The organism is Williamsia sp. Y721 (assembly GCF_059683565.1).
In genome coordinates this window covers 844,826-867,970 of record NZ_JCASNH010000001.1, presented here as the reverse complement: position 1 = coordinate 867,970, position 23,145 = coordinate 844,826, and the positions used below count along the sequence as shown (strand labels likewise).

Sequence of the window (23,145 nt, the reverse complement as noted above, 5' to 3'; positions counted from 1 at the left end):
TATTCACAAGCAACAGTGCGGAAACAAAACCTACGCACAAATGAACAGACGGTTACGAGCGGCGCAGAGAAGCGCCTGAAGGAGCAGTGGGATGGACTGGCGTCACAACGCAATTTGTCGCGACGAGGATCCGGAGCTGTTTTTCCCGGTGGGAAACAGTGGACCGGCCATCGCGCAAATTGCTGATGCGAAGCTCGTCTGCAACCGCTGCCCGGTTACAGCAGATTGCCTCACGTGGGCACTGGAGTCGGGACAGGATGCAGGCGTCTGGGGCGGAATGAGCGAAGACGAGCGACGCGCGCTGAAGCGGCGTAATGCCCGCAGCCGCACTCGCAGCTCGGTCTAGACCCCGGAATCAAGGCGGTCACAGCCCAGCGACCACCTCGACGACAAACCAACCCGGTGGCTTCAAGCCACCGGGTTTGTGTTGTCTATGGGCACAAGGTGTCACGGGTCACGTCTTCTGATGCGGTACAGGTCTTTTCGATGCAGCATCCGAACTGATCCCGTCCCGTCACTATCGATTCGGCGCACCGATCAGGGCAGAATCCGTTCTCCCGCCGGGTCTTTCAGCCCAAAGGGACGGTGAGGACCGCATCGGTGCCACCGGCCGCGCCCGGGCGCAGTTCGAGTTCACCGGCCAGCTCGATCCGCACCAACGTGTGAACGATCTGCAGGCCAAGGCGATCAGACTGCCGCGGATCGAAGTCCGGGTCGATGCCGACTCCGTTGTCCTGCACGGTAATTACGAGTTCCCTTGTGCTCCTGGATGTGTCGATCAACACCCGACCGGATTGTTCAGGCGCAAAGCCGTGTTCGACGGCGTTCTGGATCAATTCGGTGAGCACCATCACCACCGGCATCGCCAGATCGGACTTGAGCACACCGATTTTGCCGATTCGTCGGACGGTGACCGCGGTGCCACCTGATGCCACATCGGCCATCACGGGCACCAACCGGTCGATGACCATGTCGAGATCGACTTCCTCGTCCACACTGCCCGAAAGCAATTCGTGCACAAGGGCGATGGCTGCAACCCGCCTGACCGCCTCCCCCAAGGCCTGTCGCGCTTCGTCATTGGTGGTGCGCCGCGCCTGCAGTCGCAGCAGCGCGGACACACTCTGCAGATTGTTCTTGACGCGGTGGTGGATCTCGCGGATCGTGGCGTCCTTGCTGATCAATGCGAGGTCGCGACGCTTCACCTCGGTGACGTCGCGCACCAGGATCACGGCTCCGACGAGTTCACCGCGGGGCCGCAGGGGTACCGCCCGGATCAGGACGGTCGCGCGGCGGGCATCGGCCTCGATCCGCATTCCCGCTTCACCGTCGACCGCCGCCCGCAACATGGCGGCGGCTTCCTCGGACTCGAACGGATCGCTGAGGAGGCTGACCGTCACCTCGGCGAGGTCGTTGCCGCTGAGCTCGGACGTCCAGCCCATGCGGTGATACGCCGACAGCGCGTTGGGGCTGGCGTATTGCACAACCCCATGCTGATCGACCCGGATGAACCCGTCGCCGGCCCGAGGCGTCGACAGGCCCCTCGGGTTGCCCTCGTTCTGAGGAAACGTCCCTTCGGACACCATCTGGCACAGGTCGTACGCGCAGTCCTGGTACGCAAGTTCCAGCGGGGACGGCATCCGCGGCTGGGTCAGATTGATAGCGCGAGCGAGGACCGCCACCACCGCGCCCTCGAAACGAACGGGAACGGCTTCACGCCTGATCGCCACGGATCCGACCCAGGTCGGATCTTCTTCGCGAAGGATTCGGCCATGCCCGAGGGCTCCGAACACCTGCGGGTTGTCCGCCTCTGAGATCAACGTACCCACGCCATCGGCGGGGAAGACTGTTGGTGCAGTGTTGGGTCGGCATTGGGCCACACAGACCATCTGGGGCCCGGCACCATCTCTCCCAGGGTCTGACACCCCGGCCGGGTCCTGCGACTGCACCCACATCTGGAAATCCGCGAAAGACAGATCGGCAAGCAATTGCCATTCGGCCACCACACGTTGCAGGTGTCCGCCTGCGGACCCGGACAGTTCCGTGTGTTCCGCGAGCAACTCCGAAAGAGTCGACATCAGTGCCGAGCCCGTCTATCCGCCGGTTTTCCCAGCGTCAGTTGTCTATGACCGCGATGAGGTCACCGGCCTGGATCACGTCTCCGACGTGGACCTTGACCTCTGTGATCGTGCCTGCTTCTTCGGCCAGCACCGGGATCTCCATCTTCATGGACTCCAGCAAGACGAGCGTGTCACCGACTTCGACCGTCTGACCGGTACTGACAACCACCTCGAGAACGCTTGCAACGATTTCCGCCACAACTTCTTCTGCCATCGCCATCCTCCAGGTGTTCGGTTACGCCGGGTATCAACCTAGCGCAGCACCTTGCGCCCGGGCGATTCTGATCAACCGCCGTGCTCGTGTCACAATGGAGCGCTGTCGAAAGGAGACTGCCATGGGAAAGCGTGGACGCAAGAAGCGGGCTCGCAAGAAGAATGCGGCCAACCACGGCAAGCGCCCCAACGCCTGAGCGTTGAGGCCCTTACCGGGTTTGGATCCCTGGCAGATTCGTAAGTTAGGTTCTATCCCCGCGTATCGCGGACGATGACCGTCTTCCGAATCTCCAGGGTCAACCGTTCCCGCAACCCTTTCGGTGCCTGATCTCCGCCGCATTTGCGGCTCACCAGAGACTTCAATTGCTGCTCGATCCCGTAGTGCTCGAGGCACGGCGTGCAGCCATCGAGATGCGACTGCAATCGAGCTCGCGCATGCTGGTCACACTCGTTGTCCAGCAACAGCCAGACATCGGCGATGACCGCCGAGCAATCGAGCTGCTGGGTCTCGTCAAATTCCTGTTCGGCGTTCGATCCGCCGGCTACTTCTCCGGTACTCATCCGGCAACCTCCTGTTTGTGACCGGATTGGCCATCGGCCGACCGGCCGGAAGTTCCTCTGTTGAAACCACGCTCGCGAGCGACGTCACCGAGCAGTTCACGCAGCTGTTTGCGGCCACGGTGCAGTCGCGACATCACGGTCCCGATCGGGGTGTCCATGATCTGGGCGATTTCTTTGTATGGCAATCCCTCGACGTCGGCGTAGTAGACCGCCATCCGGAAATCTTCGGGGAGCGCCTGCAGCGCCGCCTTGATCTCGTCGTCGGGTAGCGCGTCGAGCGCCTCGATCTCGGCGGATCGCAGACCCTGCGAGGTGTGCTCGGCCGTGGCGGCCAGCTGCCAGTCGGTGATCTCATCAGTCGGGTACTGCGCAGGTTGACGCTGCTTTTTGCGGTACCCGTTGATGTAGGTGTTGGTCAGAATCCGGTAGAGCCACGCCTTGAGATTGGTCCCCTCCTTGAACGAGTGGAAGGCCGAGAAAGCCTTCACATACGTCTCCTGGACGAGATCCTCGGCATCGGCCGGGTTCCGCGTCATCCTCAGTGCGCCGCCATACAACTGGTCGAGCAATGGCAATGCATCACGCTCGAACCGCGCATAACGTTCTTCCGAGGTCTCTGGGTGGACTTCGGGTGTTTCGGCTTCGGTCACGACAATCCCTTCGAGACCTGCGGGAAAAACAGGTCTGTCGAGCAAGCCTACCGACCCACGCTGCTGCGAGTTGCTGTACACACCACACCTCCTTCAGCTGAGGTCAACAACGACTCGAAGCGACTTGTTCCGAAACCACATCTCTTTTGCCCACGATGGGCCGATGCTTGCCACCGATCGCCCCGGTCTGATCTGAGAGAATCGACAGCCATGGCAGCGACCGCGGCGATCAGCGCTCTAGAAAAGGCCGGGGTACGGCATCAGGTGCACAAATACGAGACCCGCTCCGATGGCGACTGGGGCCCGGAAGCCGCCGAGCACCTGCGGATATCGGTCGGCGCCGAGCCGGAGCAGATCTTCAAGACGCTGGTGATCGACGTCGGCGGAACCTTGGCGGTGGCAGTCATCCCGGTTCCCGAGCGGCTCTCGCCCAAAGCCGCGGCGAGCGCACTGGGCCTGAGTGGAAAGGCCGCCATGGCCGACCCGGCGGCGGTGGTGCGGGTCACCGGTTATGTCCTCGGCGGGGTTTCACCGGTCGGGCAGAAGAAGCCGCTGCCGACGGTCATCGACGAGACCGTCGATCTGTGGGATTCGGTGTTCTGCAGCGGCGGCAAACGGGGCCTGGAGATCGAACTCGCGCCTGCCGACCTTGTCTCTGTCACCGGTGCGGTGGTCGCGGACGTCCTCTCCTGAGGGCGCCGCCCTAGGACTGCTCTTGCAGTCGGCGGTCGTAGTCTTCACGGGCCTCGAAGACCTCGTCCATGTGTATCTCGGCCCAGTCTTTGACCCCACGCATCAGCTCTCGGAGCGAGTGGCCCAGCGGCGTCAGCGAATAGTCAACTCGCACAGGAACACCCACGCTCACCTCCCGCGTGAGGAGTCCATCACGTTCCAAGGTGCGCAGCGTCTGGGTCAGCATCTTCTGACTGACGCCTGCCACTGCCCGTGACAATTCTGAATACCGCATCGTCCGGTCCCCCAGCGCCACGACGATCAACGCGACCCACTTGTCGCTCATCCGATCGAGCAGCATTCGGCTCGGACAGTTCGCGACGTACGCGTCGTACTCCCGCTTCGCCTGCCCGCGGCGATCGGCAGCCGTCATCGTCGGCATCGGACTCCCCTTCCGGATCGTTACGCACTTTCAGGTGCCTACTTTCCATTAGAGAGTGCCATCGGCATCGTGGAGATCGCAAGGCCAAAACACGAAAAACCGCAAACACGAGATGGGAACGAACTCATGCGAACGATCATCACCACAGGCACAGACGACTTCACAATCGTCGACCGGCCGACGCCCGAACCAGGTGTTGGTGAGGTCCGGATCCGGATGGGCGCGGCATCGGTCAATCCGGTGGACATCGGTACGGCACATGGCATCTTCCACCGCCTCGGAATCATTCCAACCGGTACCGCGGTAGGACTCGGCTGGGACGTCTCCGGGGTTGTCGACGCGCTCGGCCCCGGCGTCACCGGACTGACCACCGGGACGGCGGTCGCCGGATTGCGCGTCGGGATCGGACCGGAGATCGGCACCTACAGCGAGTACGTCGTGCTTCCCACCGATGCAGTCACGCAGGTGCCCGCGGGACTCGATCCGGCGAAAGCCGCCGCGGCGCCGCTGATCGCGCTGACGGCAGCCCAGTCGATCGGACTGTTGAATCCCGATGGCCAGCGCTTGCTGATCGTCGGGGCGTCCGGCGGGGTCGGCGGTTGCGCCGTCCCACTGGCCGCCCGCCGCGGAGCCACCGTCACCGCGGTCGGCAGGCCCGACGATGTTGATGACCTGCGCCACCGCGGCGCCACCACCGTGGCGACCACGGTCGCCGATCTGGCAGGCCTGCGCTTCGACGCCGTCTTCGACCCGGCCGGGGTCGGCGTCCCGCTGCTGGATCTGATCGTCGACGGCGGACGGTACCTGGGCACCGCTCCCCGCAATGCACCCGCGCCGACCCGCGGGATCACCAGTGGCTGGATCGAAGTGCAGGCCGACGGCACCGAACTCACCCGGCTACTCGACGACGTCGCGGCGGGTGTGCTGCCCGTCCGTGTCGCAGGGGAGTTCCCGCTCGGGGAGGCGGCCAAGGCGCACCGGGCGTTCGAGGACAAGTCGGTGTCCGGCCGGTGGCTGCTCCGGGCCTGATTTCTCAGAGCCACGCCAACTGACGCAGACGCACCCAGTCGAGCGGGCGCTTGGGCGGCCTGACACCGGGCCGGTGCCGTGGCACGCGAACCCGCAGCGCTTGCGGGCTGATCGTGCACCGCACCGGAGTCGAGAGGACGAGAGCCTCCCCGTCGACCCCGACCGGGATCTGCGGTTGGTCGGCGTCGACGACCACTTCGGACCCGGTGTGCTGCGTCAGACCGTGTTGCCGCGTCCGGTTCAGCAGACCCACCGCTTGCAAAGTGCTGCTCACCGACACCACAACGATCCCGAGGGTGCCGGTGTCGAGGCGGGGTCTGCGGCCCAGACCGGCCAGATCGTGGATCTCGTAGGCGCCGTTGCTGACCAGGACGGCCTGCGGCTCGGTGATGGTCGCATCGCCCGTACGGACGAGCAATCGTGGACCGCGGGAGCCGGAGATCAGGTCCGGGAGCATCGCCAGCATCGTGCCGGTCTTGTCATCGCGATATGCCGGGCTCTGCACCACCTCGGCGTAGGCACCGAAGGACGCGTTGTTGACGAATGTCCTGCCGTTGACCGAGCCGAGGTCGACCCTGATCTCCACGCCGTCGGTGAGTGCGTCGAGGCAGGTGGACGGATCGTCGCGGTCCAGGCCGAGGTCGAGCGCGAAATGATTGCGGGTTCCGGCGCTGATCACCAGGAACGGCAGGTCGTGTTCGGCCGCGATACCGGCCACCAGCGCCTGGGTGCCGTCGCCACCTGCCACCCCGAGCAGGTCGGCGCCGCGCTCGACCGCCTGCCGGGTCAGTGCCGCGATGTCGACCATCTCGGGACCGTCGAGCATGGCCACCTCGACACCCAATGCCTCGGCACGCCTTTGCAATTCGAACTTCTCCACTTTTCCGCCACCCGAGCGCGGGTTCATCACCACAAACGGATGCTTCGGCGGCGAAACCTCACGCTCGGGCATCATCCAATCGTCACGATCGCGGACCAGCGCAGCCCTGGCACAAGCGCCGGCCAGCAGCGCGAGGGCCAGCACCACCAGCACCACCCACAGAAGATGCTCGCTGATGAGAAAGACCAGCAACGCGATCGGAATCACGATCGACACCGCGAGCGCGAGCCACCGGATCCGGCCGCGCACGCTGAGGAACCAGAAGACCGCGGCAAGCCCGATCACCAGCGCACCGACCGTCGCGATGAACACGATCAGGGTCTTGAGGCCGGCGAACACCACCAGCACGATCGCCGCGGCGACCACTGCCGCGATGGCGGCCCGCGCCAGCCACTGTTCGCGAAGGGTCTCGGCATCGACCTTCGGCTCCGGCTTCTCGTGTTCGTGTGCCATTGCGCCCCGTTCAGTTGGGTGTTCGTGGGTATTTCGCCTCGTACTCACTCTTGGTGATCTCTTGCCGGGCACGACGTTTGACCCCGATCAGATCCCCGTCGACGCCGTTGGTGGTCAGCAGGTGTCTGCGGTAGATGCTCATCAGCGCGATCTCGAAGTACACCAGCGGGATGAGCAACAGCGCGATCATCCCGAGGCGATACACCACCGGCCCGGGCACAAACGAGAAGGCGATGAAAATCGGCAGGAACGGCAGGACCCCTCGAATGATGTAGCGGCGCATACATCCCGGTCCGGTCACATCCCGGATCACCCAGTCCCGCATCGAGTCCGGCAACGGTCGGCCGAGAAGGTACTTGATCAGTTGAAAAGGGTTGGGGCGGGTCTGGCTCCGGTCGCCGCTCACACCGGCTCGATGAGATCGGCGCGGTTGTTGCGAACGCTGTTGACATCGGTTGACACGCGATACGGCACCAGATGGGGCTCTGGTAGGGCTTCGAGCAGGTCCTTTGCCACCGAGGGCTTTCCGCTCGTGCAGTCGAGCCAGTCGTCACGCAGGTCCGGTGTGACGATCACCGGGGTGCGGTCGTGGATGTGGCCGAGCGCGTCGGTTGCCGGACGGGTGATCACGGTGGTGGTCCACAGCCAGCGATCCGGATCGTCTTTGGCCTTGCCCGGGTCGGGCCACAGTTCATAGAGGCCGGCGAAGCCCAGGATCGGGGTGTCGGGGTCGTGCAGGAAGTACGGCAGCTTCTTTCCTTCCGGGTCCTTCGTCCATTCGAAGAAACCGGCAGCAGGAAGGATGCACCGGCGCCGGGCAGCGGCAGCCTTGAAGGAAGGCTTCTCGGTCAGCGTCTCCGAGCGTGCGTTGATCATCCGGCTGCCGATACCCGGATCTTTGGCCCAGCTCGGGACGAGTCCCCATCGAAGCGCGCGCAGCTGTCGGACGACCTCGGGCTCGGTGTCTTCCTGACTGTCGGGATCGGGGCGTGATGGCCGTTCCAGGATCACCGGCACCGCCTGGGTGGGTGCAACGTTGTACGAAGCGCTCGCGAGTTTGCTCGCATCGTCCTCCGCCAACGCGGCGTCAAATGCCGCAACCAGATCTGAGGTACTCGCCGTTGTCGCATATCGCCCACACATGGCGGTCATTATCCACCCAACAGCCCCGGGCACAGCGCCAATCGGACCGCCCCCGGTCATCACCAGGGGCGGTCCGAATCGGTCGAAGCGGTCGGGGTCGATGATTATTGCGCCGCAGCGTCTTGCACAACCGCGATCTGCTTGTTGAGCAACTCGACCAGGAATGCCTCGTCCGCGTTGTTCCAGCTCGAGGCGTTCTCACCGGTGAGGGTGATCTGAACGCTCACCGTGGTGCCATCGACGTAGGCACCGGTGGAACGAATCGTGATCGGGACAGTCTGCTCACCCACGGTCGCCGTACCCGTACTGATGATGGTCTTGGCCGGAACGGTCGAACCCTCGACGTCCTCCACCGAGTTCTCCATCTCGGCAACAAGCTCGGTGCCGTCATCGAGCGGGCCCCGCATGGTCATGGCCGGGCAGGTGTCGACCTGACTCGCAACGGTCTCGAGGTCACTGGTCTCGCCCAAGATCACCTGGGTCTCGATGGAGGTGCCATCTTCCATGTCGAACTCGACCCGGGCGCGGTCGTATTCGTCGGTGCCGTCTTCTTCCTCGACGATCGCCGCACAATTGGCAGGTGTGACCTCGGGGTCGCTCGACTTGTCCGCGTCGATCGCGGCCTTGTCGAGGATGACGTACTCGCCGGTGCCAGGGAAGTCCGATTCGGGCAGCATCAGATCTTCGACGCGCACGTCGAGCTGCGCCGCTGTGGCCTCCGCGGAGGTCGACTCCGCGGCACTCGTGGTGGATTCGGCGCTGTCGTCCGAGTCGTCCGAACAGGCTGACAGTGTCAAAAGCGCTGCCGCGCAGAGCGCAACGGCCGCTCCGCTGCGTGAAAGTCTCATGTTCATGGATCGAACATAGCGACCAAAAGGGCACCGGACACGTGATGTCCGCTAATTGACCGACCGCGTGACCAGCCCGGATCCACACCTGGTGAACAGGGGAAACAAGGGGCCCTGGCCAACATGAAAGACTGTCGGGGTGACTTCATGGAACGCACCGTTCGCGCCTGACCCGCTACACGCGACGGTCGCGCTGCCCGGAAGCAAGTCGATCACCAACCGTGCCCTGGTCCTGGCGGCGCAGGCCGATGGCCCGTCCACACTTTCCGGCACGCTGCGCAGTCGCGACACCGACCTGATGCTCGACGCACTGGCCGCCCTCGGGGTCCGGGTCGATGCAGACCCCGACGACGCCACCACGGTGACCATCACGCCCGGTCCCTTGCACGCCGCGAAGATCGACTGCGGACTGGCCGGAACGGTCATGCGGTTTGTGCCACCGTTGGCCGCATCAGCCCGCGGCGAGGTGCACTTCGATGGTGACGAGCAGGCCCGGTCCCGGCCGCTGCACACCATTCTCGACGCGCTGCGCGACCTCGGTGTCCGCGTCGACGGCAACGCCCTGCCGTTCACCATCGACGCCACCGGATCAGTGCGTGGCGGAGCCGTCACCATCGACGCGTCGGCTTCCTCACAGTTCGTCTCCGGGCTCCTCCTCGCCGGCGCCGGCTTCACCGAAGGCATCACGATCACCCATTCGGGCAAACCCGTCCCCTCGATGCCGCACATCGAGATGACCATCGAGATGCTTGCGGCCGCCGGCGTTGCCGTGGACACCTCGATCCCCGACCGCTGGCACATCGATCCGGGCCCGGTTCGCGCGGTGGACTGGCAGATCGAACCGGACCTGTCGAACGCGGCGGCTTTCCTCGCCGCCGCTGCGGTGACCGGTGGGAGCGTCGCCGTTCCACGGTGGCCGAGCGCCACCACTCAGCCCGGAGCCGCGATCGTCGACATTCTCGAGGCGATGGGTGCCCGCACCGACCTGACCGACGGACTGCTCACCGTCACCGGACCCCAAGTGTTGCAGGGGATCACGTGGGACATGAGCGCCATCGGCGAGTTGACCCCGACGGTGGCCGCGATGTGCGCACTGGCCGAGGGCACCTCGACACTGTCCGGTGTGGCACACCTTCGCGGCCACGAAACCGATCGACTTCACGCGCTGCGCACCGAGATCAATCGCCTCGGCGGGGCCTGCCGCGAAACCGACGACGGATTGATCATCGAACCGGCACCACTGCACGGCGGCATCTGGCAGTCGTACGCAGATCACCGGATGGCAACCGCGGGAGCATTGATCGGTCTGGTCACCGAGGGCGTCGATGTCGACGACATCGAGACGACGGCCAAGACCCTGCCCGACTTTCCGGCTATGTGGGCGAGGATGATCAGCGCTTGAGCAAACGGGAGTACGACGAAACCGATGTCCGGGTGCGCCCTGGCCGGAGCAGTCGGCCACGCACCAAAACCCGGCCCACCCATGACGACGCGGCCACCGCGATGGTGGTCTCGGTCGACCGGGGCCGGTGGGGCTGTGTACTCCAAGACAACCAGGACATCCGGGTTGTCTGTATGCGGGCGCGTGAACTCGGCCGGACCCCGATCGTTGTCGGCGACGACGTGTCGGTCGTCGGTGACCTGTCGGGTAAGGCGGACACCCTGGCCCGGATCGTGCGGGTCGCACCCAGGCGAACTGTGTTGCGGCGCACTGCAGATGACACCGATCCATATGAGCGGATCGTGGTCGCCAACGCCGATCAGCTGTTGATCGTCACAGCCCTTGCCGATCCGCCACCACGTACCGGATTCGTCGAACGAGCCCTGGCCGCAGCCTATGTCGGAGGACTACAACCGGTCCTGTGTCTGACGAAGAGCGATCTGGCCGATCCGGAGTCATTCCGTTCATCCTTCGCCGACCTGGATCTGCCGGTGCTCCTCGCCGGCCGCGACGACCCCTTGGAGCCGGCACAGAAACTCCTCGCGGGTAAGGTCACCGCGCTCATCGGCCACAGCGGCGTCGGTAAGTCGACCTTGGTGAATCGCCTTGTGCCCGACGCCTATCGGGCCACAGCCGTGGTGTCCGGTGTCGGCAAGGGACGGCACACGTCCACCCAGTCGGTGGTCCTGCCACTACCCGGTGGCGGGTGGGTGGTCGACACCCCCGGCATCAGGTCGTTCGGCCTGGCCCACATCGGACCCGAGGACGTGATCAAGGCGTTCGACGATCTCAGCGAGACCATCAAGGACTGCCCTCGCGGCTGCACGCACCTCGGGCCGCCCGCCGATCCCGAGTGCGCCCTCGACTCCTTGACCGGCCAACACCATCGACGGGCCATGGCCGTTCGCGAACTCATCAGCGCGCTCAGCGTCGCCAACCATTGGGACTAGCCGGACGCACTCAGAATCAACTGGAGCGCAAGGTCTTTCGACGTGCCTTGACTTCTGCGATCGCAGTCTTCAAGCCCTCACGCCTGCCTTCGCCCGCCGCCACGATCCGCTTTCCACGGTCGGCCGCAGCTGCCCGGAGACCGGCGAACTTCTTCTCCGAGGCCGTTTCCGGGGCGTCGTCAGCGGTGGCGGTCAGGTACTTGTCCGGCAGCGACAGCTTCGCGATCGTCCGGAATGTCTGCCAGTACTGCACCAGGATCGGACCCGTGGTGTACGGCAGGTCGTACTTCTCGCACAACTGCCGCACCCGGACCGCGATGTCGGCGTACCGATTGGACGGCAGGTCAGGAAAGAGATGGTGCTCGATCTGGTAGCAGAGGTTGCCACTCATGAACGCCATCGGACGCCCGGCGTTGAAGTTCGCAGACCCGAGCATCTGACGCAGGTACCACTGCCCCTGCGTCTCGTTGGCGATCGACTCTTCGGTGAACTTCTCTGCACCATCAGGGAAATGGCCGCAGAAGATCACCAGGTAGGCCCAGAGGTTGCGGACCAGATTGGCCGTCAGGTTGGCCGTCAGTGTCTTTCGCGCCGCCCTGCCCGACAGCACCGGGAAGATCACATAGTCCTTGGCCATCTGCCGGATGATCTTCTTGCTGAAGTCCTTGATCTGGGGAACCGCGATCTCCGCCGGTTTCTTACCCTCCAGATAGTCCTTCAGTTCGATGTCATGCAGCCCGATCCCCCACTCGAAGGTCGCGGCCAAGAACAGGTTCGCGATGGGCTGATAAGCGTGCTTCCACTGCCATTCCTCGTCGCGGGTGACCCGCAGCAGTTGGTAGCCGATGTCGTGATCCATGTCCATCACGTTGGTGTACTTGTGATGGATGTAGTTGTGGGAGTGCTTCCAGTGGCCCGAATAACACACCATGTCCCATTCCCAGGACGTGGAGTGGACCTCGGGATCATTCATCCAATCCCACTGGCCATGCATGATGTTGTGGCCCAGTTCCATGTTCTCGATGATCTTTGCCGCCGAGAGAAGCGCCGTGCCCGACCACCAGAAGAACCGGTTGCGGCTGCCCAGCAACGCAATCCGGCCACTGACCTCGAGGACACGCTGGGCCAGGATGGTCCGTCGAAGATAGGTGGCATCGCGTAGTCCGCGGTCGGATTCGATCTCTCGGCGCAGCGCATCGAGCTCAGCGCCCAGTGCCTCTACATCCGACTCGGTCAGATGCGTGTATTCGTTGATATCAGTGATTGCCATCGCGCCTGGTAACTCCTTGGTGGCGTTGATCCTCGGGCCGGGTGAGCGCTGAGCTCACGGCCAACCGCCATTGTCCTTCTCCAGAGTACGGTGTTCGGGCGTCGGGAGCCGATCAGGCAGCCCGCGCCCGCACATCCTTCGACTGGCGTTGACCGCCGAGTGTTGCCACCGATGAACGTCGCCGACGGAGTTTGCCGATCGCCGTACGCAGACCTCTCCGACGACCGGTGGCCGGATCGACCGTCGCGGCGAGCCGCTGCTCGGGATCGGACTTGAAGCGTCGCTCCGATGCCGTCTCGGGAGCGTCGTCGACGGTTCCCTTCAGGTACTTGTTCGGCAGTGACAACTTCGCAATTGTCCGCCAGGACTTTGCGTACTGCAGCAGGAACGGCCCGGTGGTGTACGGCAGGTCGTACTTGTCGCACAGAGCCCGGACGCGGACAGCGATCTCTGCGTACCGGTTGGACGGCAGGTCGGGAAACAGATGGTGCTCGATCTGGTAGCTGAGGTTGCCACTCATGAACGCCAGCGGCTTGCCGCAGTTGAAGTTCGCACTGCCCAGCATCTGCCGCAGGTACCAGTGGGCCTGTGACTCGTCTTCGAGATCCTGCTTCGTGAACTTCTCGGCCCCATCGGGGAAATGTCCGCAGAAGATGACCGCGTTGGTCCAGATGTTGCGAATCGTGTTGGCAGCAAACGTCGCGGTGATCGCCCGGGCCCAGCTGGTGCGTGAACGCGTCACCGCACCGACGAGCGCCGGGTACACCACGTAGTCTTTGCCGACCTGCCTGCCGACCTTGATCCCGACGTCACGCAGGTCCTTCTTGAAGGCGACCTTGTCCGGGTGCTTACCCGCGGCCGCACGTCCGAGTTCGAGGTGCTGAACCGCAACGCCGTACTGGAAGAACAGCATCAGCAGGGTGTTGTAGGCGATGTTGCCGAGATTGAAGGGCTTCCACCGCTGATCGCGCGTGACCCGGATCAGGCCGTAGCCCACGTCGTCGTCCATACCGAGCACATTTGTGTACTTGTGATGGATGTAGTTGTGGGTGTGCTTCCAGTGCGCGGACGGACCGGTGTTGTCCCATTCCCATCCGGTGGAGTGCACCTCGGGATCGTTCATCCAATCCCACTGGCCGTGCATCACATTGTGGCCGAGCTCCATGTTCTCGACGATCTTGGAGACACCGAGCACTCCGGCGCCGAGCGCCCAGGCCTTGCGGTTGGCGGCACCGAACAGCAGCGCGCGTCCCGACAGTTCCAGCCCACGCTGGAAGCGGATGGCGTTGCGAATGTATGTGGCGTCGTGTTCACCGCGTTCGTTCTCGATGTCGCGACGAATGGCGTCGAGTTCGCGGCCAAGCGCCTCGACGTCGGCCTCGGTCAGGTGTGCGTACTCCGGGATATCGGTAATTGCCACCGCTTCGAACCTCTCGTCGGGGGTAATAATGCGAGGTCAGCGCTGACGACAACCAACCTACGGACACGTAACTTACGCAATCGTAGGTTACGTCCCGGGAGGTGTCCAGCGCTGGGTGAGACTGATCTCACCTGGCTTCGGATGGGCGGAAAACGGGCCGGTCGGGCTATGCTGATTGGGTACTTCGCGCAAGATGCGCGGAACCGTCGTGGAACTGCTTCCTCGTGACGTGGCCCCCAGGGAAACCCGGACCACACTCATTGCGAGTTGATCAACCCCACTGAGCTATTCACACGGCGATCGTTACTGCCCACCGGCCTGCGGTGTCCGACTTCCGTCGGCCAGCAGATCAGGGCAGTCGCGCCACCCAGCGGTGAATCGTGCTCGAGACGCCGCGTAAATCAGAAACGTGATTCTTTGAATTCTGTATCCAGTCCTGCCACAACAACTTTTGCTGATCTCGGCGTACCCCCGAGCCTGGTCAAGTCGTTGACGGCCGGTGGCATCACCTCCCCCTTCCCCATCCAGGCAGACACCCTGCCGGACAGCCTTTCGGGCCGGGACGTACTTGGCCGCGGAAAGACCGGCAGTGGCAAGACGCTTGCCTTCGCCATCCCGCTCGTCGCTCGCCTCGCAGCCGGCTCGTCTGCCGGCGCCGGCCGCCCCCGTGGTCTGATCCTGGCTCCGACCCGTGAGCTCGCCACGCAGATCACCGCTGTGGTGCAGCCGATGGCACAGGCCCTCGGCCTGACCGTGACCACCATCTTCGGTGGTGTCCCCCAGGGTCGCCAGGCTTCGGCACTGCGCGCAGGCGTCGACATCGTCGTGGCCTGCCCCGGCCGCCTCGAAGACCTGATGCGCCAGCGCCTCGTGCGTCTGGATCGCGTCGAGATCTCCATCCTCGACGAGGCCGATCACATGGCCGACCTGGGCTTTTTGCCCGGCGTCACCCGCATCCTGACCGCCACCCCTGAGGGCGGCCAGCGACTGCTGTTCTCCGCGACCCTCGACAACGGTGTCGACAAGCTGGTCAAGCGCTTCCTGAACCAGCCGGTCATGCACTCGGTCGACGAGGCCACCTCGCACGTATCCGCGATGACCCACCACATCTATGAGGTCGCAGGCGCCGACGCCAAGAAGGGCGTCGTCTTCGCACTCGCCTCGGGCAAGGGCCGTCGAATCCTGTTCATGCGGACCAAGCACCAGGCCCGCAAGCTGGCCAAGCAGCTGACCGACGCCGGCATCCCCAGCGTCGACCTGCACGGCAACCTCTCGCAGGGTGCCCGCGACCGCAACCTTCTCGCGTTCTCCAGCGGAAAGGCGCGCGTCCTGGTCGCCACCGACGTCGCTGCCCGCGGTGTGCACGTCGATGACGTCGAACTCGTCGTCCACGTCGACCCGCCTGCCGAGCACAAGGCGTACCTGCACCGTTCGGGTCGTACCGCGCGCGCAGGCAGCGCCGGTGACGTCGTCACCCTGACACTGCCGGAGCAGCGTCGCGACATGTCGCAGCTGCTGCGCAAGGCCGCCATCAAGGCCACACCGATCAGGGTGACCGCTGATTCGGCAGAGCTCAAGACATTGGTCGGCGAGACCGCCGATCTGATCGCTCCGCCCGCCATCACCTCTGTTCCCAACCGTTCGGTGAAGTCGCCGGGCAGCCGCTCCAATGGCGCCCGTCGAGTTCGTCCGACCTCTGATGGCTCGGCTCCGTACGAGGGTCGCGGCCGTGGACAGAGCGCCCGTTCGCAGGGTGGTCGCGCGGCAGCAGGCCATTCCGAAGGCGGCCGTAGCCGTACCGGATCGACGCAGGGCGGCGCACGTCGCAGCCAGCCGCGTGCGAGCACCGCTCGCTAGTCTCGACCAGAACCAAAATGGGGCCCAAGTGAAAACTTGGGCCCCATTTTTTGTGTCGGTACGCGGCGGGATCAGACCTCCAGGGTGCAGTCCCCGGCCGCGACACTGATACAGGTCTGAATACGTTCTCCGGCAACATGTTCGGCACCGCTGCGCAGATCTCGGACAACACCCTTGTCGAGCATCACAACACAGCTCTGGCAGATACCCATCCGGCAACCGAACGGCATCTGCACACCGGCATCCTCGCCGGCGGTCATCAACGTGGTCGCGCCGTCGACGGTGGCCGTGCGCCCGGTCTTCGAGAATGTGACCGTGCCACCTTCGGCACCGACCTCACCACGCTCGAGCGCAAATCGCTCGATGTGCAGATGATCCCGCAAGCCGGCCTGCGTCCACATCTGGGTCAGCGAATCCAGCAGCGCGGCCGGACCACATGCCCACGTCTGCCGCTGCCCCCAGTCGGGACACAGTGCGTCGAGTGCCTCCGGGTCGATCTTGCCCTCGGCTCGCGTGTGCTGAATGTGCACCCGCAACAGGCCGTCGGCCTCGAACTGCTTGAGCTCGTCGGCGAACATCAGGTCTTTGTCGGTGGGCACCGAATGGATCAGCTGGACGTCGGTGTGCTGTTTGCGCGACGACATCGTCCGCAGCATCGACATGATCGGCGTGATGCCGCTGCCCGCGGTGACGAACAACAATTTCTCGGGCAGGTCCGCCGGAAGTACGAACTCCCCCTGGGGCGCAGCCAACCGCACCACCGTGCCGGGCTCCAGACCATTGACCAGGTGTCCGGACAGGAAGCCCTCGGCCATGGCCTTCACCGTGATCGACACGACCTTGCCATGGGTATCGGAGGTGGTCTGCGGCACCGAGGTTAGCGAATACGACCGCCAGGTCCAGCGACCTTCGACCAGAACGCCGATGCCCATGTACTGCCCGGGGTGGTAGTCGAACGAGAATCCCCAGCCCGGCTTGATGACAAGTGTTGCCGAGTCAGCGGTTTCGGGCCGGACCTCCACGATCTTGCCGCGCAGTTCCCGCGCCGACCACAGCGGATTCGCCAGATGCAGGTAGTCATCGGGGAGCAACGGTGTGGTCACACGCGCCGCCGCGGCACGGACAAGGTTGACCGCCCGGCTACGGCTCGCGATATCGCGAACCGGCTCCTCGAATCGTTCACGCCAACCCATCAAGTGCCTCCATTCGACAAGCTACGGTCGAGCTTCACCTCAGCTCGGATGCTGCTAACTTACGCTACCGTAGGTTAGGGTCCGGACACAGTGCGAGAGGCCGGGGTCACTGCACAGATACGACGCGCTCAGAGAAGTTCCAGCAGGAACGGGAGCTCCTGGGTGGCGTACCAGCCCAGGTCGAAGTCTTCGACGTCGCCGATGGCCAGTTCTGCGTCCTCGTCGCCCAGATCCGCAGCATCGACGACCTCCATCGCCCGCAAGACCTTCTCCTCGGCGTCGCTGCCATCGACCAGCAGGGATGCGACCGCCGAAAGCGGCACCACCTGAAAGGCTTTCACCACCGCGACGTCGATATCGGGACGAAGCTTCACCTCGTCGATGTCGGCGGCGATCACCACTCGCCGGGGCGGAAGCAGCGTCGTCTGACCTGACTCGTCGTCTTTGTCGACGGAGCCCTCTTCGTCTCGTTCGGCGGCGAGTAGCCGGAGCGAGGCGCGCGCGGCCTCCCGGATCGCGGCCTCGGCAAGCTCCTCGTCGTCGCCGTCGAGATACGACTCGCGTAGCGCAGGTGTCAGTGCAAACGCCGTTCCACCGACGGGCACGAACTCACCGGTGGTATTCAGTTCTGTCAGCATCGACAGGGTGGCGGGTAGATAGATTCTCATCGGGCCTTTCCAGGGTGTGAACGCGGTGGGGATGTCACCGTTGTGGGAGCAATTCTTCGAACGAGTCTGTGAGGTATTCGGCCATGGCTCCGAGATCCCACATCACCCGGCGATCGGCGTTGAAGCCGAAGCAGATTCGGCCGTTGTACGACGTCAGCCCGATTGCCAGTGCACGTTTGCGGACCAGGACCGGGACGGGATAGATGGCCAGGATCTCGTTGCCGCCGAGGTATTGCGCGGAGCGCGGTCCGCGGGCAATGGTGATCGGCACGTTGAACGACCGGCGCGACAACGACGCCGCCGCCCGCGCGCTCATCGCGTGGAACGTGGCGGGCCCGATTTCCGGGATCCACGGTTCGACCGCAGCCGACCAGTTCCGGTTCGAATGCGAGTGCCGTTCCGCCAGCTGCGCGACCTGCGACAGCCGCACGGCCGGATTCGGTTCTCCCACCGGGAGATCGGTGACAAATCCCTGTAGCCCGCCGACCATCCACGACGCCGACGACGACGCCCCCTGCGCATCGAGGTCCGAGTCGAACTCGGGTTCGTCCTCCCCCGCCGGATACGCCGACAGCGGCACCATGACACGCACGGTCTCCACTTGATCAACGGCCAGCGACCGCGAGAGCAGCCAGCGCCGGATCGCGCCTGCGATGGCCGCCAGGAGCACATCATTGGGGGTACAACCGTGGCGCTCGGCGATGTCCACACAGTCCTCGGCCGAACAGGACGCCACGGTGAAACGGCGGGTCGGGGCCGTGGCGCCGTTGAGTGGACTCGACGGTGCGGAGGTGGTGGCCATCTTCATCACCGATTCGACCCGGCGGAATGCGCCCGTCAGGGCCTGACCGGCCGACGCCAGTTGGTTGGACGCCGCCCGCACCTGGTCGACCATCTCCCACGGCCGGGTCAGGACATCGGTGATCGCACCGACCACCAGTTCACCACTGCCCGGCTCACGGTCGGGCAGCCACAGATCCTCGGGCATCGAGGGTGACTCGCGGGTGTCGTCGACGATGATCTGATTGATCTCGAAAGCCTCGGACCCGTCGACCAACGCGCGATGGGTCTTGGTCAGGATCGCCATCCGGTCATCGGACAGACCCTCGACCAGGTACATCTCCCACAGTGGCCGAGTGCGCTCGAGTGGGCGCGACATCAGCCTGGCAACAAGGTCATGGAGCTGATCGTCGGCGCCCGGACTCGGCAGGGCAGAGCGGCGGACGTGATAGGTGATGTCGAACTCGTGGTCATCGACCCATACCGGACGGGCCAGACCGAGCGTGACCTCACGAATCTTCTTCCGGTACCGCGGGACCAGTTGCAGCCGGCTCTCGACGGTACGCAGCAGCCCCTGGTAATCCAGACCCCCGGCGCGACGTTCCAGGATCAGCAGCGAACCCACCTGGGTTGTCGACCCGCGGTCATCGAGGTAGTAGTACATCGAATCCTGAGGCGACAGCCGGTTCACAGGGCCAATCGTAACCGCCGGGCCCTCGCCCGGTCGCCGCGAACCGCCCGCGCAGTGCGGCCCGAGCACTCGTCGTCAACCGAGCCCGCGGCGGCGCCGGTCGTCATCCCACCCCGGCGGCGCCGGTCGTCATCCCACACTGACCGAGACGAGGACACACCGTCGTGCCTTGCGCCGCGGACCCCCGGGGGTGGCGGGACGAATGGGCATCAGCCGGCGCTCGACGCGGGCGCCCATCGCCTGAACGCGCTCGCCCCTGCGGTAGACGACGGTGATCTCGGCGACGTCAGGGCTCGTGTGCTGAGTGTGCAAGCGCAGCAATGTGCACGCCGGACCCCTCGATTGATCGGCGGCAAGCAACACCCGGAATTGGTCGGCGATCTTCGGTACGGCCACTTCCGCCAGTTGTGCAAACGGCCGCCGACCTCCCATGACCTCGAGCAGCACCGTGGTCGCATTGATGGCAAACCGGCGCAGCTCGACGTCGACGGGCTCGGTCTGCGGAACCGGAGTGCGTTGGGCCGCACGGACTTCGATCCGGGTACCCGATGCCGGCACAGCTGCACTCGACCCGAGGCCGAGCGGCGGTGTCTCGCTGAAGGGCACCCGGCTGATCCGCAGGCCCCCGAGGCCGCCGGCGCCGTCCCCGACAACACCTGCCGCGACCGCGCCCTGGCCGGTCTCGGCGATATCCGTTGTTGTCATGGCGCCCCCCGGCTGTGTCCGCCCATGACCGGCGACGGCCGGCCCGATAGCCGGAAAACCCGGATACCAGCAGTACGACGTGCACTGCCCGGTCCTGGTTCCTTCGGAACCGGGAACGGAGGTATCCGGGTTGTCGAGCGTCCGTGCCGTCAGCGCCGGTTGTTCAGCGCTGCCTTGGCAGGGTCAGTGCTTCTTGCGTGTCTTGGGCGGCTTCGCAGCACCCTTCGATCCCGACCGCGCAGCTGCGCGGCGTTCCTTGCGGGTGCCTGCCTGTCCATCAGTGGATCCGCCCGTGGACGCACTCGACCGGCGCACCGTGGTGCCACCGGTTTCGGATGGACCACTGAACGTCAGACCGGCATTGGCCGACCCGTCATCGATTCCCTTGGCCCGCAACGCTGCCGGAGCCGCCGGTGCTGCCGGACGAGCAGGAGCGGCCTGTTCGGTTGGCAGTGGGGCCGGGGCCGCCGGGGCCTTTGTCATCGATGCCGGAGCCGCTGCTGCGGCGGCGGCCGGCTGGGCCGGGGTGGCCTCGACACTGACGTTGAACAGGAATCCGACCGACTCCTCTTTCAGTCCGTCGAGCATGCCGATGAACATGTCGTAACCTTCGCGCTGATACTCGACGACCGGATCGCGCTGCGCCATCGACCGCAGGTGGATGCCTTCACGCAGGTAGTCCATCTCGTAGAGGTGGTCACGCCATTTCCGGTCGAGAACGCTGAGCAGGATGGTGCGTTCGAGCTGACGCATCGCGGTGGGACCGGCGATCGTCTCGATCTCCGCCTCACGCTTGTGGTACGCCTCGCGGGCATCGGCCACCAGGATCTCGCGCAGTTCCTCGGACGTGATGTCTTTACGCTCACCGAACTCGTTCTCTTCGAGCAGGTCCTTGTAGTCCAGCTCGATCGGGTACAGCGTCCTCATGGCGGTCCAGAGCTGTTCCAGATCCCAGTCCTCGGTGTAGCCCTCGGACGTGGCGCCGTCGACGTAGGCACCGACAACGTCTTCGATCATCCGCTTGACCTGCTCGCTGTGATCCTCACCCTCGAGGATCGTGCGACGCTCGGCGTAGATGACCTTGCGCTGCTCGTTCATCACCTCGTCGTACTTGAGGACGTTCTTGCGGACCTCGAAGTTCTGCTGCTCGACCTGGGTCTGCGCGCTGCGGATGGCCTTGGTGACCATCTTCGCCTCGATCGGGACGTCGTCGGGCAGATTCACCCGGTTCATGATCGATTCGAGTGCGGCGCCGTTGAACCGGCGCATCAGCTCATCGCCGAGGGACAGATAGAAACGGGACTCGCCCGCATCACCCTGACGGCCGGAGCGACCACGGAGCTGATCGTCGATACGCCGCGATTCGTGCCGTTCGGTTCCCAGCACGTACAGACCGCCGAATTCCTTGACCTTCTCCGCGTCGTCGGCAACCTCCGCCTTGACCGCGGCGAGCACCTCGTCCCAGGCGGCCTCGTACTCGTCCGGGGTCTCCACCGGATCCAGCCCGGCCTTGCGCAGACGGATGTCGGCAAGGATGTCGGGGTTACCGCCGAGCACCACGTCGGTACCACGGCCTGCCATGTTGGTGGCAACGGTCACCGCGCCACTGCGACCGGCCTCGGCGATGATCTGTGCTTCTTGTTCGTGGAACTTCGCGTTGAGCACGTTGTGCGGGATGCCCCGCTTCTTGAGCTGCCGGGCGAGATATTCCGACCGTTCAACGCTGGTGGTACCGATCAGAACGGGCTGGCCCTTTTCGTGCCGCTCGGTGATGTCATCGACCACCGCGTCGAACTTCGCCTCTTCGGTCTTGTAGATCAAGTCGGTCTGATCCACCCGGAGCATCGGCTTGTTCGTCGGGATCGGGAGCACACCCAACTTGTAGATCTGGTCGAGCTCGGCGGCCTCGGTCTGTGCCGTACCGGTCATACCCGACAACTTCTCGTACATGCGGAAGTAGTTCTGCAGGGTGATCGTCGCCAGGGTCTGGTTCTCGGCCTTGATCTCGACCCGCTCCTTGGCCTCGATGGCCTGGTGCAGGCCCTCGTTGAAGCGCCGGCCCTCGAGTACACGACCGGTGAACTCGTCGACGATCAGAACCTCACCATTGCGGACGATGTAGTCCTTGTCGCGCTCGAAGAGTTCCTTGACCTTGATCGCGTTGTTGAGGTAACTCACCAGCGGCGAGTTGGCGGCCTCGTACAGGTTGTCGATGCCCAGCTGGTCCTCGACGAACTCCACACCCGCCTCGTGCACGCCGATCGTGCGCTTGCGGATGTCCACCTCATAGTGGACGTCTTTCTTCAAAAGCGGTGCGATGCGGGCGAACTCGGCATACCACTTGCTCGACGAATCGGCGGGACCCGAGATGATCAGCGGGGTCCGGGCCTCGTCGATCAGGATCGAGTCGACCTCGTCGACCACCGCGAAAGGATGGCCACGCTGGACCAGATCACCGAGCGAGTGGGCCATGTTGTCGCGCAGGTAGTCGAACCCGAACTCGTTGTTGGTGCCGTAGGTGATGTCGGCGGCATAGGCCTCACGTCGCGCAGACGGGGGCATCCCGGTCAGGATCACCGCGGTATCGAGGCCCAGGAATCGGTGGACGCGGCCCATCCACTCGGAGTCACGCTTGGCCAGGTAATCGTTGACGGTGACCACGTGGACGCCCTCACCCGCCAGCGCATTGAGGTAGGCAGGCAGAACACAGGTCAGGGTTTTGCCCTCACCGGTCTTCATCTCGGCGATGTTGCCGAAGTGCAGGGCGGCACCGCCCATGATCTGGACGTGGAAGTGCTTCTGCGACAGCACCCGCCAAGCAGCTTCACGGGCTACGGCAAAGGCCTCGGGCAGCAGATCGTCGAGGGTCTCCCCGGCGGCGATCCGTTCCTTGAACTCATCGGTCTTTGCCCGGAGTTCGGCGTCTGACAAGGCCTCGGTCGCTTTGTCGAGCGTCTCCACATGCGTAGCGATTGCATCCAGGCGTTTGACCATCCGGCCTTCGCCGACGCGCAGCAGCTTGTTGAGCACTGGTAATTCCCTCGATCCGGTCGAATACACACGAAATCCGACCTGCAGATTCCCGCAGGTCGGACTCCATGGTAGCGAGCGCCTCGGCCACCTGACTCACGCGAGGCGAATCAAGGCTTACGGCCGCGCCTT

Annotated in this window: 23 protein-coding genes; 7 read left to right on the top strand and 16 right to left on the bottom strand. The window is 64.5% G+C overall.

The features are described 5' to 3' along the window. Positions 1 to 91 precede the first annotated feature (91 nt). On the top strand, positions 92 to 346 hold the full coding sequence (locus tag AC56PL_RS03720; RefSeq protein ID WP_023955875.1) for a WhiB family transcriptional regulator: 255 nt from the start codon (positions 92 to 94) through the stop codon (positions 344 to 346). A gap of 223 nt (positions 347 to 569) precedes the next feature. On the opposite strand, the gene AC56PL_RS03715 is transcribed toward AC56PL_RS03720, so the two are convergent. Both AC56PL_RS03715 and AC56PL_RS03710 read right to left on the bottom strand, forming a co-directional pair. Beyond that, a complete protein-coding gene (locus AC56PL_RS03715; RefSeq protein ID WP_497153034.1) occupies positions 570 to 2,075 on the bottom strand; it encodes a sensor histidine kinase in 1,506 nt (501 codons plus the stop codon). A gap of 37 nt (positions 2,076 to 2,112) precedes the next feature. Continuing rightward, the gene (locus AC56PL_RS03710) at positions 2,113 to 2,331 is read right to left on the bottom strand and encodes a biotin/lipoyl-binding carrier protein (RefSeq protein WP_495515045.1); all 219 of its coding nucleotides are present in this window, start codon (positions 2,329 to 2,331) and stop codon (positions 2,113 to 2,115) included. Between the two features lie 121 nt (positions 2,332 to 2,452). Here AC56PL_RS03710 and AC56PL_RS03705 point away from each other — a divergent pair, with 121 nt between their 5' ends. After that, positions 2,453 to 2,527 (top strand): 50S ribosomal protein bL37, encoded by a 75-nt coding sequence (locus AC56PL_RS03705; RefSeq protein WP_369758845.1) that lies wholly within the window; start codon positions 2,453 to 2,455, stop codon positions 2,525 to 2,527. Between the two features lie 52 nt (positions 2,528 to 2,579). Here the strand turns inward: AC56PL_RS03705 and rsrA are convergent, their stop codons facing one another. Beyond that, the gene (gene rsrA, locus AC56PL_RS03700; RefSeq protein WP_495515044.1) at positions 2,580 to 2,891 is read right to left on the bottom strand and encodes a mycothiol system anti-sigma-R factor; all 312 of its coding nucleotides are present in this window, start codon (positions 2,889 to 2,891) and stop codon (positions 2,580 to 2,582) included. Next, positions 2,888 to 3,622: a sigma-70 family RNA polymerase sigma factor gene (locus AC56PL_RS03695; RefSeq protein ID WP_495515043.1), complete on the bottom strand. Its 735-nt coding sequence runs from the start codon at positions 3,620 to 3,622 to the stop codon at positions 2,888 to 2,890. The genes rsrA and AC56PL_RS03695 overlap by 4 nt, the downstream gene beginning before the upstream one ends. A gap of 129 nt (positions 3,623 to 3,751) precedes the next feature. Here AC56PL_RS03695 and AC56PL_RS03690 point away from each other — a divergent pair, with 129 nt between their 5' ends. Further along, positions 3,752 to 4,234 (top strand): YbaK/EbsC family protein, encoded by a 483-nt coding sequence (locus tag AC56PL_RS03690; protein WP_495515042.1) that lies wholly within the window; start codon positions 3,752 to 3,754, stop codon positions 4,232 to 4,234. Between the two features lie 10 nt (positions 4,235 to 4,244). Here the strand turns inward: AC56PL_RS03690 and AC56PL_RS03685 are convergent, their stop codons facing one another. Beyond that, entirely contained in the window at positions 4,245 to 4,655 is a 411-nt protein-coding gene (locus tag AC56PL_RS03685; protein ID WP_495515041.1) for a winged helix-turn-helix transcriptional regulator, read from the bottom strand. A gap of 126 nt (positions 4,656 to 4,781) precedes the next feature. On the opposite strand from AC56PL_RS03685, the gene AC56PL_RS03680 reads away from it, so the two are divergent. Then, complete coding sequence (locus AC56PL_RS03680; protein ID WP_497153033.1) at positions 4,782 to 5,684, top strand: NADP-dependent oxidoreductase; 903 nt, start codon at positions 4,782 to 4,784, stop codon at positions 5,682 to 5,684. A 4-nt stretch (positions 5,685 to 5,688) separates the two neighbouring features. Here AC56PL_RS03680 and AC56PL_RS03675 read toward each other — a convergent pair whose 3' ends face one another. The 4 genes from AC56PL_RS03675 to AC56PL_RS03660 all read right to left on the bottom strand — a co-directional run bounded on the left by AC56PL_RS03675 (position 5,689) and on the right by AC56PL_RS03660 (position 9,014). Beyond that, the gene (locus tag AC56PL_RS03675) at positions 5,689 to 7,017 is read right to left on the bottom strand and encodes a diacylglycerol/lipid kinase family protein (RefSeq protein WP_497153032.1); all 1,329 of its coding nucleotides are present in this window, start codon (positions 7,015 to 7,017) and stop codon (positions 5,689 to 5,691) included. Positions 7,018 to 7,027: 10 nt separating this feature from the next. Continuing rightward, positions 7,028 to 7,423 carry a DUF5313 family protein gene (locus AC56PL_RS03670; RefSeq protein WP_495515038.1) on the bottom strand — a complete coding sequence of 132 codons (396 nt, stop codon included), beginning with the start codon at positions 7,421 to 7,423 and terminating at the stop codon, positions 7,028 to 7,030. Next, entirely contained in the window at positions 7,420 to 8,160 is a 741-nt protein-coding gene (locus tag AC56PL_RS03665) for an SOS response-associated peptidase family protein (RefSeq protein WP_495516028.1), read from the bottom strand. Before AC56PL_RS03665 ends, AC56PL_RS03670 begins: the two co-directional genes overlap by 4 nt. Before the next feature lie 104 nt (positions 8,161 to 8,264). Beyond that, positions 8,265 to 9,014 (bottom strand): hypothetical protein, encoded by a 750-nt coding sequence (locus tag AC56PL_RS03660; RefSeq protein WP_495515037.1) that lies wholly within the window; start codon positions 9,012 to 9,014, stop codon positions 8,265 to 8,267. Positions 9,015 to 9,147: 133 nt separating this feature from the next. Here AC56PL_RS03660 and aroA point away from each other — a divergent pair, with 133 nt between their 5' ends. Next, complete coding sequence (gene aroA, locus AC56PL_RS03655) at positions 9,148 to 10,410, top strand: 3-phosphoshikimate 1-carboxyvinyltransferase (RefSeq protein WP_497153031.1); 1,263 nt, start codon at positions 9,148 to 9,150, stop codon at positions 10,408 to 10,410. Beyond that, positions 10,407 to 11,399: a ribosome small subunit-dependent GTPase A gene (gene rsgA, locus AC56PL_RS03650; protein ID WP_495515035.1), complete on the top strand. Its 993-nt coding sequence runs from the start codon at positions 10,407 to 10,409 to the stop codon at positions 11,397 to 11,399. The genes aroA and rsgA overlap by 4 nt, the downstream gene beginning before the upstream one ends. 16 nt (positions 11,400 to 11,415) lie before the next feature. Here rsgA and AC56PL_RS03645 read toward each other — a convergent pair whose 3' ends face one another. Together AC56PL_RS03645 and AC56PL_RS03640 are read right to left on the bottom strand one after the other, a co-directional pair. After that, positions 11,416 to 12,669, bottom strand: coding sequence for a fatty acid desaturase (locus tag AC56PL_RS03645; RefSeq protein ID WP_495515034.1), 1,254 nt, complete (start codon positions 12,667 to 12,669; stop codon positions 11,416 to 11,418). Positions 12,670 to 12,781: 112 nt separating this feature from the next. Beyond that, positions 12,782 to 14,089 (bottom strand): fatty acid desaturase family protein, encoded by a 1,308-nt coding sequence (locus tag AC56PL_RS03640; RefSeq protein WP_497153030.1) that lies wholly within the window; start codon positions 14,087 to 14,089, stop codon positions 12,782 to 12,784. Positions 14,090 to 14,506: 417 nt separating this feature from the next. Here AC56PL_RS03640 and AC56PL_RS03635 point away from each other — a divergent pair, with 417 nt between their 5' ends. Then, a complete protein-coding gene (locus AC56PL_RS03635; protein WP_495515032.1) occupies positions 14,507 to 15,946 on the top strand; it encodes a DEAD/DEAH box helicase in 1,440 nt (479 codons plus the stop codon). 71 nt (positions 15,947 to 16,017) lie between these two features. Here the strand turns inward: AC56PL_RS03635 and AC56PL_RS03630 are convergent, their stop codons facing one another. The 5 genes from AC56PL_RS03630 to secA all read right to left on the bottom strand — a co-directional run bounded on the left by AC56PL_RS03630 (position 16,018) and on the right by secA (position 23,013). Then, entirely contained in the window at positions 16,018 to 17,139 is a 1,122-nt protein-coding gene (locus AC56PL_RS03630) for a 2Fe-2S iron-sulfur cluster-binding protein (protein WP_495515031.1), read from the bottom strand. A 128-nt stretch (positions 17,140 to 17,267) separates the two neighbouring features. Further along, positions 17,268 to 17,807 carry a DUF6912 family protein gene (locus AC56PL_RS03625; RefSeq protein ID WP_495515030.1) on the bottom strand — a complete coding sequence of 180 codons (540 nt, stop codon included), beginning with the start codon at positions 17,805 to 17,807 and terminating at the stop codon, positions 17,268 to 17,270. A gap of 34 nt (positions 17,808 to 17,841) precedes the next feature. Next, complete coding sequence (locus tag AC56PL_RS03620; protein WP_495515029.1) at positions 17,842 to 19,278, bottom strand: wax ester/triacylglycerol synthase family O-acyltransferase; 1,437 nt, start codon at positions 19,276 to 19,278, stop codon at positions 17,842 to 17,844. Positions 19,279 to 19,407: 129 nt separating this feature from the next. Further along, positions 19,408 to 19,983: an Rv3235 family protein gene (locus tag AC56PL_RS03615; RefSeq protein WP_497153029.1), complete on the bottom strand. Its 576-nt coding sequence runs from the start codon at positions 19,981 to 19,983 to the stop codon at positions 19,408 to 19,410. A 183-nt stretch (positions 19,984 to 20,166) separates the two neighbouring features. After that, the gene (secA, locus tag AC56PL_RS03610; protein ID WP_497153028.1) at positions 20,167 to 23,013 is read right to left on the bottom strand and encodes a preprotein translocase subunit SecA; all 2,847 of its coding nucleotides are present in this window, start codon (positions 23,011 to 23,013) and stop codon (positions 20,167 to 20,169) included. Positions 23,014 to 23,145 lie beyond the last annotated feature (132 nt).

Coding starts and splice junctions, on each gene's coding strand:
- AC56PL_RS03720 (WP_023955875.1), top strand. CDS start 92: ATGGACTGGCGTCACAACGCAATTTGTCGCGACGAGGATCCGGAGCTG.
- AC56PL_RS03715 (WP_497153034.1), bottom strand. CDS start 2,075: ATGTCGACTCTTTCGGAGTTGCTCGCGGAACACACGGAACTGTCCGGG.
- AC56PL_RS03710 (WP_495515045.1), bottom strand. CDS start 2,331: ATGGCAGAAGAAGTTGTGGCGGAAATCGTTGCAAGCGTTCTCGAGGTG.
- rsrA (WP_495515044.1), bottom strand. CDS start 2,891: ATGAGTACCGGAGAAGTAGCCGGCGGATCGAACGCCGAACAGGAATTT.
- AC56PL_RS03690 (WP_495515042.1), top strand. CDS start 3,752: ATGGCAGCGACCGCGGCGATCAGCGCTCTAGAAAAGGCCGGGGTACGG.
- AC56PL_RS03685 (WP_495515041.1), bottom strand. CDS start 4,655: ATGCCGACGATGACGGCTGCCGATCGCCGCGGGCAGGCGAAGCGGGAG.
- AC56PL_RS03680 (WP_497153033.1), top strand. CDS start 4,782: ATGCGAACGATCATCACCACAGGCACAGACGACTTCACAATCGTCGAC.
- AC56PL_RS03675 (WP_497153032.1), bottom strand. CDS start 7,017: ATGGCACACGAACACGAGAAGCCGGAGCCGAAGGTCGATGCCGAGACC.
- AC56PL_RS03665 (WP_495516028.1), bottom strand. CDS start 8,160: ATGTGTGGGCGATATGCGACAACGGCGAGTACCTCAGATCTGGTTGCG.
- AC56PL_RS03660 (WP_495515037.1), bottom strand. CDS start 9,014: ATGAACATGAGACTTTCACGCAGCGGAGCGGCCGTTGCGCTCTGCGCG.
- AC56PL_RS03645 (WP_495515034.1), bottom strand. CDS start 12,669: ATGGCAATCACTGATATCAACGAATACACGCATCTGACCGAGTCGGAT.
- AC56PL_RS03630 (WP_495515031.1), bottom strand. CDS start 17,139: ATGGGTTGGCGTGAACGATTCGAGGAGCCGGTTCGCGATATCGCGAGC.
- AC56PL_RS03625 (WP_495515030.1), bottom strand. CDS start 17,807: ATGAGAATCTATCTACCCGCCACCCTGTCGATGCTGACAGAACTGAAT.
- AC56PL_RS03615 (WP_497153029.1), bottom strand. CDS start 19,983: ATGACAACAACGGATATCGCCGAGACCGGCCAGGGCGCGGTCGCGGCA.